The 11,785-nt window shown below is 37.1% G+C and carries 11 protein-coding genes; 8 read left to right on the top strand and 3 right to left on the bottom strand.

Features of this window, described 5'->3' with window-relative positions:
• The first annotated feature begins 11 nt into the window (after positions 1–11).
• Positions 12–641 carry a DUF6973 domain-containing protein gene (locus ACFQ39_RS00750; RefSeq protein WP_377175443.1) on the top strand — a complete coding sequence of 210 codons (630 nt, stop codon included), beginning with the start codon at positions 12–14 and terminating at the stop codon, positions 639–641.
• A 106-nt stretch (positions 642–747) separates the two neighbouring features.
• On the opposite strand, the gene ACFQ39_RS00745 is transcribed toward ACFQ39_RS00750, so the two are convergent.
• Positions 748–3,936 carry a WD40/YVTN/BNR-like repeat-containing protein gene (locus ACFQ39_RS00745; RefSeq protein ID WP_377175441.1) on the bottom strand — a complete coding sequence of 1,063 codons (3,189 nt, stop codon included), beginning with the start codon at positions 3,934–3,936 and terminating at the stop codon, positions 748–750.
• A 91-nt stretch (positions 3,937–4,027) separates the two neighbouring features.
• Between ACFQ39_RS00745 and ACFQ39_RS00740 the strand changes: the two genes are divergently transcribed.
• From ACFQ39_RS00740 to ACFQ39_RS00730, 3 genes are read left to right on the top strand one after another with little or no spacing between them, the layout of a single operon-like run.
• Positions 4,028–4,837, top strand: a complete 810-nt coding sequence (locus ACFQ39_RS00740) for a TPM domain-containing protein (RefSeq protein WP_377175439.1) — start codon at positions 4,028–4,030, stop codon at positions 4,835–4,837.
• 34 nt (positions 4,838–4,871) lie between these two features.
• The gene (locus ACFQ39_RS00735) at positions 4,872–5,237 is read left to right on the top strand and encodes a DoxX family protein (RefSeq protein ID WP_377175437.1); all 366 of its coding nucleotides are present in this window, start codon (positions 4,872–4,874) and stop codon (positions 5,235–5,237) included.
• A 24-nt stretch (positions 5,238–5,261) separates the two neighbouring features.
• Positions 5,262–6,599, top strand: coding sequence for an NAD(P)/FAD-dependent oxidoreductase (locus ACFQ39_RS00730; protein WP_377175435.1), 1,338 nt, complete (start codon positions 5,262–5,264; stop codon positions 6,597–6,599).
• 170 nt (positions 6,600–6,769) lie between these two features.
• Here the strand turns inward: ACFQ39_RS00730 and der are convergent, their stop codons facing one another.
• On the bottom strand, positions 6,770–8,074 hold the full coding sequence (gene der / locus ACFQ39_RS00725) for a ribosome biogenesis GTPase Der (protein ID WP_377175433.1): 1,305 nt from the start codon (positions 8,072–8,074) through the stop codon (positions 6,770–6,772).
• Positions 8,075–8,169: 95 nt separating this feature from the next.
• Between der and ACFQ39_RS00720 the strand changes: the two genes are divergently transcribed.
• Both ACFQ39_RS00720 and ACFQ39_RS00715 read left to right on the top strand, forming a co-directional pair.
• The gene (locus ACFQ39_RS00720) at positions 8,170–8,682 is read left to right on the top strand and encodes a GTP-binding protein (RefSeq protein WP_377175431.1); all 513 of its coding nucleotides are present in this window, start codon (positions 8,170–8,172) and stop codon (positions 8,680–8,682) included.
• Positions 8,679–9,170, top strand: coding sequence for a DUF1579 family protein (locus ACFQ39_RS00715; protein WP_377175429.1), 492 nt, complete (start codon positions 8,679–8,681; stop codon positions 9,168–9,170). Before ACFQ39_RS00720 ends, ACFQ39_RS00715 begins: the two co-directional genes overlap by 4 nt.
• A gap of 36 nt (positions 9,171–9,206) precedes the next feature.
• On the opposite strand, the gene pyrF is transcribed toward ACFQ39_RS00715, so the two are convergent.
• On the bottom strand, positions 9,207–10,040 hold the full coding sequence (gene pyrF / locus ACFQ39_RS00710) for an orotidine-5'-phosphate decarboxylase (RefSeq protein ID WP_377175427.1): 834 nt from the start codon (positions 10,038–10,040) through the stop codon (positions 9,207–9,209).
• A gap of 92 nt (positions 10,041–10,132) precedes the next feature.
• Between pyrF and tpiA the strand changes: the two genes are divergently transcribed.
• Both tpiA and prmA read left to right on the top strand, forming a co-directional pair.
• The gene (tpiA, locus tag ACFQ39_RS00705) at positions 10,133–10,894 is read left to right on the top strand and encodes a triose-phosphate isomerase (protein ID WP_377175425.1); all 762 of its coding nucleotides are present in this window, start codon (positions 10,133–10,135) and stop codon (positions 10,892–10,894) included.
• Positions 10,895–10,955: 61 nt separating this feature from the next.
• The gene (prmA, locus tag ACFQ39_RS00700; RefSeq protein ID WP_377175423.1) at positions 10,956–11,783 is read left to right on the top strand and encodes a 50S ribosomal protein L11 methyltransferase; all 828 of its coding nucleotides are present in this window, start codon (positions 10,956–10,958) and stop codon (positions 11,781–11,783) included.
• The last annotated feature ends 2 nt before the right edge of the window (positions 11,784–11,785 follow it).

Below are 11,785 nucleotides of genomic sequence, written 5' to 3'. Positions count from 1 at the left end.
CATGAATTGAGATGAAGAGGAAGTTGTCGGTTGTGCTAATATGTTTAATTTGTTTTTCTGGTATCGAAATAGGTTATGGTCAGCCGGAAGTAAAACGGTTTTTTGAGCTCAGTAGCCCTGAGCAAATTTGGGTTGTTACACATCTTTTTAAAGCCAGAAAAGGGATGATGGTTACCTCCGAAGTATTACGGACTACTGATTCTGTCAAAAATTCAAATAGTTTAGATCAATTTACAAGTGGAGGAAAAATAGATGCATTTAAGCATAGTCTTTGGATGGCGAGATTGAGTCAAGCCATTGGAGAAAATGCGGCTTTGAGTTTAGGAAGAGCACATGAAAAGGGTAATTTCCAGGATTTTAAAAAAAGGATAAAAGAAGATGGCGAAATTCCTGATTTACCCGCTTCGGAAATGGATGATTTCAATAATAAATATGGGGCCAAGCTTATTAGAGAAAATCCAAATTTGACCGAAAAGGAATTAATCATTGCCTTAATCGATTCTATAAAAACGGGAAAATTGAGAATTCTTAAAAGATCTCCTGAAGGGATATATCTCAATTGTGAAGGAGATCCAATTGTTATTGGTCAGAATCAATCTAGCTGGGAATCAGAAAAATGCCTGGTCCCATCAAATAAATAGGTTGTTTAACAACCTTATTACTTCATTTAAAAATGAATAAGCTAAAAGGATGAGTATTGAATTAGTGTTATCGATACTCATCCATTTTTTTCTTTATAAATCGCCCTTATTTTAGTAAGTCGTATTTCTTAAAGGGAGTTAAGTTAGTACTCTCTACTAATTTTTGGTAAGTAGGCCATTCAGTTTGATAAAATTGATTGATATTGTTAATGATAGGATCAATTTTTTTATCGGCATTTTCGATTAAGATTCTTTCTGTCTCACCAGGACTAGATTGTAAGTTACCTACGTATCTTCTCGCTTGATACAAATAAGAAATATTTGAAGGCTTTTCTGTTGCTGTAATACCTTGCCTTTTATCTTCTTTACCCATCAGGTCATCCATAAATCCGTCGATTTGTCTAATGATACTATCACTGGATTTGATTATGTTTTCATAGGTTTTTTTATCAATTTTAGTAGCTGATTTTTTGTAGGCTTCTGCAATTTCTTTCGACTCAATCAATCTTTCGGTCGCTCTTGCACAAAGATCCATTTTTTGTTCAAGTTCTTTTTGAAGATTGTATTTTTGAATCAGAACCTCATTTGAAATTGAAATTCTAGGATCATAGGCCACGGTAATCCAAGTAGAATCTTTTTGTCCTGCATAACTCAAAACCAATTCATATTTCCCCGGTAAAACTTCAATACCGCGAGGTTCATCTTTGCTTTTAGACTTTTCTCTGGAAGGAGATTGAACTCCTTTCTCTCTCATACCCCAATACATTCTATGGAGTCCGCTTTTTTCCGGAATATCTTCTTTAAGTGTCCGGATTAATTCTTTGTTTTGGTTATAAATCTGTAAGACCAAAGAATCTTTTTTCATTTCCTTTTCCTCTGTTTCTTGATTTTTCTCATCCTTATCTTTTTTATTGATGCTATAAGTAATCATTGCACCCGATTTTCTATTCTCTCCGCTAAAAATAGCATTTGCGCCAAACCTCATTCCTGTAGGTTGTTGGTATTCTGCCATATAAGCTGTTGGAGGTTCAAAAATGGCAATCGTCTTGTCTAATATAGATTTTCCGTCTTTTGCAAGCGTTCTCAAAGGTCTGATATCATCTAAAACATACATCGATCTACCAAATGTGGCAATGTTTAAGTCGTGCTCCTTGGGGTGAATAACCATGTCCATGGTAGGAACACTGGGGAAATTCTCTGTCCATTTTGTCCAACTCACTCCTTCATCAATAGAAAAGTATAATCCGAATTCTGTACCTAAAAAGAGTAAGTTTTTCTGTTCAGGATCTTGTACCATAGAAAGTGTATAACCAAATTCTTCGGTTTTGTTTGTCAATAAATTTTCCCAAGTATCGCCATAATTTCTTGTGCGAAACAAATAAGGTTTAAAATCGAATTGTCTGTAATTGTTAACTATGGCATAGGCTTCACCTGGGATAAAGTTAGAGGGCTTTATTTGTGCCACCCAGCCATTTTTTGGATAAGGAATGTTTTTTGGTGTGACATTTTTCCAAGTTTTTCCTCCATCGCGCGTGATCTGAATATTTCCATCATCTGTTCCCGCCCAGATCAGTTCTCTCTGTAATTCACTTGGACTAATAGCTAAAATGGTACAGTAATTTTCTGCACCCGTAGCATCCATAGTCAATCCGCCACTTTCATATTGCTTTTGTTTTTCAGGATCATTGGTTGTAAGATCTGGAGAAATGACTTCCCATTCATGACCTTGATTACTTGATTTATGCACAAACTGACTTCCGAAATAAATTGTATTGCTATCAAAAGGGTCCATGGCAATGGCAGAATTCCAGTTAAATCGCAGAATAACATCCGGATCAGGATGTGTAGGTTTAATTCCTTTAGCCAATCCAGTTGCTCGATCGTATCTCCCCACATAACCTTCTTGTGACATGGCATAACCAAATCTATTGTCTTTCGGATCTGGAATCACATCAAAACCATCACCAAACATAAGTTCTTGCCAATAGCTGTTCCTGATCCCCTGGTCTTTTAGAACATAGGCTGGTCCTACCCAAGAACCATTGTCTTGCATACCCCCATAGAGATTATAAGGAAAATCATTGTCTGCATTGATATGGTAAAACTGACCTACAGGTAAATTTTCTACAAAACGCCAGGTTTTACCTTGGTCTTTGGAAATATTCAATCCGCCATCATTGCCATCCATTAAGAATTTCGGATTGTCAGGATGTATCCAAAATGCGTGATGGTCCGGATGAACTCCTACACTTGTATTGTAGGCGGGCATCAGCTGTTCAAAAGTTTTGCCTCCATCTATGCTGTAATTTACATAGGTAAAAATGGAATAAATTCGGTTTTCATTTTGTGGATCAACGAATATATCGGCATAATAAAAAGGTCGGTTACCAATGCCACCGCTTCCTCTTCCGCTAGACTCATCATTGACCATAGTCCATTTTATTCCCCCATCTTCAGACCTGTACAAAGCATTTTTTTTAGCTTCGACCAAGGCATACACCACCTGTGGATTACTTTTTGAAATGGCTAAACCAATTCTACCTAAATCTCCCTTCGGCAATCCGTCTTTATCCGTTTTTTTAGTCCAATTCGCACCTCCGTCATAGGTGATATATAAACCAGATCCCGGTCCACCGGAATGAAATGTATATGGTTTACGTCTGTGTTCCCACATCGCCGCAATCAGTTTGTTAGGGTTTTGTGCATCCATTACTAAATCTGCCGCACCTGTTTTATTATCGACAAAGAGTATCTTTTTCCAAGTTTCTCCTCCATCTAAAGATTTATAAACTCCTCTCTCTTCATGTTCTCCCCAAGATGAACCGATCGCTGCGACATAGACAGTGTTCGGATTGTCTTTATCGATAATAATTCTATGTATATTTCTGGTTTTTTGCAAACCCATCAATTTCCAAGTTTCACCCCCATCAAGGCTTTTATAAATTCCATAACCCCCATTCACACTATTCCTTGGATTACCCTCTCCGGTTCCAACATAAACCACATCAGGATTATTTTGCTGTATCGCAATTGCACCAATTGATTGTACTGGTTGTTTGTCGAATACAGGTTTCCAATCCACACCTTCGCTCACAGATTTCCATACCCCACCAGAGGCGGCACCTACGTACATAACATTTGGTTGATTATTTACCACATCAATCGCAGTTATTCTCCCACTCATTCCTGCTGGTCCAATAGATCGGGGTTTAAATTCTGAGAATTTAGCCATCTCGATTTGCTGACCCATTGTAGTCAAGGTGATTAGTAATAAAAAAAGGGTAATTTTATTCATGTTTCTGTACTATTTAGTGTGAATTACTTCGATTTTTTTTTGGTATCTTGCAGTTTATTAACTCTCCAAATCAGTTAGAATGCAACAAAGCATGCGTAAATATAAAAGTTTATTTTTAATCCTTTTTTGCTTTGTTTTAAATCTCTCTGCACAAGATTATTTACCCCCAAAACCACAAGTAGAAACGAGTGTTTACGATTACGCCAAAATGATGAGCGGATTCGATGCTAAAATGTTGGAGCAAAAGTTGATACAGTACAGTGATACAACCTCTACACAAATTGTTGTAGTAACCGTTAACTCTTTGGAGGGTAATGATATAGCGATGTATGCTACTGAGTTAGCCCATAAATGGGGTATTGGGCAAGCCGATAAAGACAACGGTATTTTAATTTTAGTTTCGAAAGAAGACAGAAAAGTGACCATTAGAACAGGTTATGGAGTAGAACATAAATTGACAGATGCGCTTTCCAGACGAATTATTGAACAAGGTATAACACCAGAGTTCAGGCAAGGAAATTATTACGGAGGGTTAGACATAGGTACCAATATGGTATTCGATATCATGAATGGTGAGTACCAAGGTGAGCGTCAGGAGGATTATGCAGAAGGAGAAGGTGTACCTGTATTTTTCATTATATTCTTATTATTTATTTTATTTCTCATCTTATCAAGAAGAAATCGACGTGGAGGTGGAGGAGGAAAAAGTGGAGGCAGAAAATCTGCAGCAGATTCATTGCTTGAGGCCATTATACTGAGTAATGCCGGTCGAGGATCTTACCGAGGAGGTGGCTTTGGCAGTGGTGGTATGGGCGGCGGCGGCTTCGGCGGCGGTGGAGGTTTTGGTGGCGGCTTCGGCGGAGGTGGCTTTGGAGGTGGTGGTGCCAGCGGGGGTTGGTAAACCTATAAGCAAGATTTCATAAAAATTTATTGCAATGACAACAATGATTTGGCATATTTATGCGATGGCCGGGATGTATATTTTAGCCGGAATCATGCATTTTATTTACCCGAAAGCTTATGTCAAAATAATGCCTTATGCCTTTAAAAAGCCTTTTTTTTGGGTATACCTCAGCGGAATTGTAGAAATTGTTTTGGGTGTATTACTCTGTTTTTCGTTTTCAAAAGACTTTGCCATTTATGGTATTGTTCTGATGTTACTGACCTTTCTTTGGGTTCATATTCATATGCTTGTGCATAAAGAGGCTTCTGCTGGTTTACCAAAATGGGTTCTTTGGCTTAGAATCCCCCTTCAATTTGGTTTGATTTATTGGGCAATCTGGTATTTATCAGTATCTTGACATCGTCAATTTGAACTATGTTATATGAATGAAAATTCTTCCGATAATGAGCAGATCTGCATTCCGGAAAGTGAGCATCGACGAATTGTTGTGATCGGTGCTGGATTTGGAGGAATCAACTTCATTAAAAAACTCAAAAACAAACCTTTTCAAATCGTTTTATTAGATCAAAATAATTTCCATCAATTTCAACCCTTGTTATACCAAGTGGCTACTAGTGGTATTGAACCTGATAGCATTGTGAGTCCGATTCGAAAATTGTTTAAAGGCTATAAAAATGTAGTTTTTAGGATGGCCCGAGTGACCGATATTGACCCTCGGAAAAAAGTAATAACGACGGATATTGGAAATATTGATTTCGATATACTCGTCATCGCTACCGGAAGTAAAACAAACTACTTTGGCTTACACGACATAGAATTTCAAAGTATCGGGATGAAAACCATACAGGAAGCTTTGGATATTAGAAGTTTGATTTTGCAACACTTTGAAAGAGCTGTAATTACCTGCGACAAAGAAGAGCAGGATGTATTTACCAATTTTGCCATCATTGGCGGCGGGCCTGCGGGCGTTGAAATGGCCGGTGCTTTAGCGGAGTTTAAACGCTATGTTTTGCCTAAAGATTATCCGGAACTCGACCCTAATATGATGTCTATTTATCTTATTGAAGCAAATGGCAAAGTACTCAAAACAATGTCGGAAAAGGCATCTGAAAAGGCACTTAAATATTTACAGAGAATGGGTGTTGAGGTATTGTTGAACACCAGAGTTGCGTCTTATGATGGTCAGTTCATCAAATCAAATGATGTTTTGTTGGAAGCGAAAACAGTGATCTGGACAGCTGGTGTGGAAGGGAATTTACCGGAAGGTGTGCCCCGAGAGAGCATATTAAGAGGTAAAAGGATCAAAGTGGACGAATTTTTAAATCTGGCTTATTTTAAGAATATTTATGCCATAGGCGATGTTGCCACATTGATAGATAAAGAAAACGAAAGAGGACATCCGATGGTGGCACAAGTGGCCATTCAGCAAGGCGAATTGGTCGCTAAAAATTTGTTGAGAGGGCTAAAGAATAAGGCACCGGAAAAATTTGTTTATAAGGATAAAGGGTCGTTAGCGACCATAGGTAAAAGAAGGGCCGTTGCGGATATTGGTAACTTCAAGTTTGGTGGATATTTTGCCTGGCTATTATGGTCTATTGTTCACCTGTTTTCTATAAGTGGATTTCGAAATAAAGTCATTGTTGGGATCAATTGGGCATGGAGTTATTTTACCTATGATAAGGGCAACAGGCTTATCATCAGAAAATACAAAGAAATTCCCGGGAACGAATCCAAAGTATTGTACCCGTTCGATGAATAGATTTTTTCCGTTTATAATTAGAGTGAATTTTACAAGTGACATGATTGAAATTCCTATCGACAACAAGAATTTCAACTTCTAAAGCAGTTTTCGATAAGTTTATTAGTACCTCAAAATCACTCGACCTATTCCATCATAGAATTTTGATTTAAAATGCAAACCGTTTAGGTCTATTTCTTTCTAAAATGGATGACAATGGGAACACCTGTAAAATTGTAGATTTCTCTCATTTTATTTTCCACATAGCGTTTATAAGGATCTTTTACATACTGTGGCAAATTTGCGTAAAACACAAATTGTGGTGTAGGTGAGGGTAACTGCATACAGTATTTCACTTTTACATACTTGCCTTTATGTGCTGGTGGTGGATTTTGCTTCACAATATCTAGCATCGTATCGTTAAGCTTGCTTGTCGAAATTTTTTGCTTTCTATTTTCGTAAACTTCTACAGCTGTTTCTATGGCTTTGAATATCCTCTGTTTTGTGAGTGCAGAAATGAAAATAATAGGCACATCTGTAAAAGGAGCCGTTTCTCTTCTGATCATTGCCTCAAATTCTTTGGTGGTATTGGTTTCTTTTTCTACCAAATCCCATTTGTTCACCAACACAACAATTCCTTTTTTGTTTTTTTCGGCTAACCAAAAAATACTTTGGTCTTGTCCTTCAAAACCTCGGGTAGCATCTATCAACAATATACAAACGTCAGAATTTTCGATCGCTCTTACAGAACGCATTACAGAGTAAAACTCAAGATCTTCTGAGACTTTAGATTTTTTTCGAATTCCGGCAGTATCTACCAAGTTAAAATCAAAACCAAAGCGGTTGTATTTTGTGTCTAAAGAATCTCTGGTAGTACCAGCGATATCGGTAACAATGTACCTATCTTCCCCGATAAGGGCATTGATAAATGATGATTTACCTGCATTGGGTCTTCCCACTACTGCAAATCTCGGAATTTCTTCTTCTTCTTTTTCTTCAATGGCGGGTAAAGCTTCGACAATGGCATCTAACAATTCTCCTGTTCCGCTTCCACTGATACTCGAAATGGTATGGTATTCTCCAAGTCCTAGGCTGTAAAATTCAGAAGCATCGTTTTGACGAATTGCCGTATCTACTTTATTCACAACTAAAAAGATGGGTTTTTTTACCCTTCTCAATAAATTGGTCACTGCTTCATCCATCCCTGTAACGCCGCTTTCTACATCTACCATAAAAATAATGGCATCCGCTTCATCAATGGCGAGTTCTACTTGTTTATCTATTTCAACTTCAAAAATATCATCACTTCCTACAACATAACCACCCGTATCAATTACAGAAAAAGTACGGCCATTCCATTCGGTTTTCCCGTAATTTCTGTCGCGGGTTACACCGCTTACTGCGTCGACAATGGCTTCTCTTCTTTGAATTAATCTATTAAATAATGTCGATTTCCCCACATTTGGTCTGCCCACAATGGCTACAATGCTACCCATAATCCTTTTGAATTTTGCTGCAAAGATAAGTTTATCTGCTTTATTTATAGTAGTTTGAATTTTTTATTCTAAATTCGGATTATTTGCTGTTAATTATGAATGAGCCTATACATCAAGAAAACCTTAATCGGGTATTGTTAAAACCTCGATTTAAAATTCCGGTACAAGATCAACCAGACAATCTTAGTGGTAAATTTAAGGAGGTATTAAAGAATGATTATCCGAGTTATCGCGGTAAGGTTGTAGGTCATCATATTGTTGTTGATGTGCCTGAAAAAGAAGAAACTTTTTGGTCGCCGCAGCTACACGCCGAAATCATTACCGAAGAAGAGGGTGTTTTTGTGAAAGGAATATTAGGGCCCAAACCTAAAGTATGGACGTTTTTTATGTTTTTGCACTTTGCAGTTGCCGTGGCTTTCTTTGTTTTTTTTGTAATTTTTTATACGAATTGGAGCTTAGGAAATGACTATACTTTTGCCATGTGGATGTGCATCGTTTTGCCTATTATTTGGGTTTTGCTATACTTTTCCGGTCAATTGGGAAAGAAATTCGGATATACACAAATGCAGAATTTACACGATCTTATGATCGAAATTATTCATAAATGAAAAAAGTAATTCTTTATTATGTCTTATGTATGATTGGGTTTACTGTTCAATCTCAAGAATATAAAAAAGATATGTTCGATTTTTGGGTGGGAGATTGGAATCTTACCTGGACCAATCAAGACGGCTCTGTGGGTAAAGCGACAAATTCGATTTCAAAAATTCTGGATGAGCTTGTTTTGTGGGAGAATTTTGTAGCGGAAGGTCAAAATGGATTAAAAGGAATGAGTTATTCTGTTTATAATGCCCAACAAAAAAGTTGGAAACAGACTTGGGTAGATAATCAAGGAAGTCATATAGTGCTCAATGGCCTTATGGAAGAGGGTAATCCTGTTTTTATGACAGTAACCACCGAAACCAATACTGGAACCCAGCAATTTAGAATGGTGTTCAGCCAGATTACTCCGAATAGTTTTATCTGGGATTGGCAAAGAAAAACCAATGATGGTTCTTGGCAGTCTTCCTGGAAAATTAATTACAACAGAAAGTAAATTACCTGATACTGTAAATTCCCATTATTTAAAAGGTCACTTTTGGCTATCGCGTACCGAAAGAATTTCTGCCATTTGCTGCTGCAATTCTTCTGCCTTTTCACGGGCAATTTTTGCAAAATCCTTGTTATTGGATGCATAAATAATTCCTCTTGACGAGTTGACCAATAAACCAATTTCTTTATTCAAACCGTATTTGCAAACTTCTTCCAGACTTCCTCCTTGGGCACCAACACCGGGAACAAGTAAAAAATGATCTGGAACAATTTTTCTGATCTTTTGAAAATATTCGGGTCTTGTTGCACCAACGACATACATTAGTCTCTCTGCATTTTTCCAGGTCAGTGATGTTTGCAACACTTTTTCATAAAGATTCAAGCCATTTTCATCAACAAAGGTTTGAAAATCAAGTCCACCGGGATTTGATGTCAAGGCAAGCATAATCGTAAACTTATCTTCAAAAGCCAAAAATGGTTCTACAGAATCTCTGCCCATATACGGAGCAACTGTGACAGAATCAAAATTCAAATCTTCAAAAAAAGCTTTGGCATAGCGCGTAGAGGTATTCCCAATATCTCCTCTTTTGGCATCGGCAATCGTAAAAATTTCGGGGTAATATTCTTTAATATAGCGGTTTACTTTTTCCAAAGCCTGCCAACCTTTTATTCCATATGCCTCAAAAAAAGCTGTATTGGGCTTGTAGGCAACTGCAGTGTGGTGAGTGGAATCGATGATTTGCTTGCTAAACTCGAACAGAGGATCTTCTGCTGACAATAGATGAACGGGAATTTTTTCCAGATCGACATCTAATCCTACACATAAAAATGATTTTTTCTTTTGTATTTGTTTTACGAGTTTAGCCTTATTCATTTTTGTCACAAATTTGTGCAAAAGTAACCATTTTATCTGTTTTAAGCCCTTGTGTTTTACTATCTTTGCATACCGAATTTTAATAGAATACCATGAGAAAAAAAATAGTTGCCGGAAACTGGAAAATGAATAAATCTTTGAAAGAAACAAAAACACTTGTCAAAGAAATAAAAAAGGAAGTGAAACATTTGCATTTAGATAAAAATGTGCGGGTCATTATCGCTCCGCCCTTCGTAAATCTCCAAAAAGCGAGTAAATTATTGAAAGATTCTAAGATCAAGGTGGCGGCTCAAAACATGCATCAGAGTGAAAGTGGTGCTTTTACCGGAGAAATTTCTGCTGAGATGTTAAAAGGAATCTATATCGATACGGTAATTCTAGGTCACTCAGAGAGAAGAGAATATTTTGGTGAAAATGATGAAATCTTAAAAGCCAAAGTCGATACAGCGCTTAAAAATAAAATGAAGATCATCTTTTGTTTTGGAGAAGTTTTAGAAGATAGAAAAAAAGGAGATCATTTTAAAGTAGTTGAAAGCCAGATTAAACATGCCTTATTTCATTTAAATTCAGACCAATGGAAACGTATTGTTTTGGCTTATGAGCCGGTTTGGGCTATTGGAACAGGCGAAACAGCAACGCCGGAGCAAGCGCAAGAAATGCATGCTTTTATAAGAGAATTGATCGCAGAAAGATATACAAGCGATGTGGCTGAAGAAATTTCAATTTTATACGGAGGAAGTGTAAAACCTGAAAATGCCAAAGAAATTTTTTCCAAAGAAGATGTAGATGGCGGTTTGATTGGTGGAGCCTCTTTGAATAGCAAAGATTTTGTGAGTTTGATCAAGTCGATTTAAACAAATAAATATGCAGATAAGGCGGTCTTTTGGCTGCCTTTTTTTGTCTAAAATAAGTAGAATGAATTATATCGGATATTATTTTAACATAGAACCCCTGCAGCCTGCAGCCGAAATATTAATTGCAGAACTCGGCGAAGTAGGTTTTGAAAGCTTTGTGGAAAATGAAAATGGGGTGGATGCTTTTATCCAACAAGAAGATTGGCATGAAAATATTCTCGATTCAATACAGATACTTCAATCGGATGAATTTAAGATTACCTATTCCACTGAAGAAATTGAACAGGTGAATTGGAATGAAGAATGGGAAAAGAATTTTGAACCGATATCGGTTAAAGATATGGTGAGCGTGAGAGCGCCGTTTCATAAAAATCCGAATTTGACATACGATATCGTCATTGAACCTAAAATGAGTTTCGGAACAGGTCATCATGAAACAACACACATGATGATTGAGCAACTATTGAGCCTGGATTTAAAAGAAAAGGATGTGCTCGACATGGGTTCCGGAACTGGAATTTTGGCCATTTTTGCCGAAATGAAAGGTGCAAAACATACCGATGCGATTGATATTGATGAATGGTGTTATGAAAATGCACTTGAAAATATAGAGCGAAATCAATGCAGTCACATCGATGTTTATAAAGGAGATGTGGGGTTGTTAAAAGATCAGCGCTACGATTTGATCATTGCTAATATTAATCGGAATATTTTACTAAATGATTTGGCTGCCTACCATGGTTGTTTAAAAAATGGTGGAATTCTTTTGTTGAGCGGATTTTATGTAGAGGATGTTACTGCTTTGCGAGCAGCTGCAGAAAATTTAGGCATGAAATATGATGGAAAATTGGAAAAAAACAACTGGGTTTCGCTTAAATTTTTAAATTAGCG

It is taken from the genome of Namhaeicola litoreus (assembly GCF_042679565.1).
Taxonomy (GTDB): Bacteria; Bacteroidota; Bacteroidia; order Flavobacteriales; family Flavobacteriaceae; genus Namhaeicola; species Namhaeicola litoreus.
The sequence above is the reverse complement of the archived record's forward strand: the minus strand, read 5'-3'. Positions and strand labels throughout refer to the sequence as shown.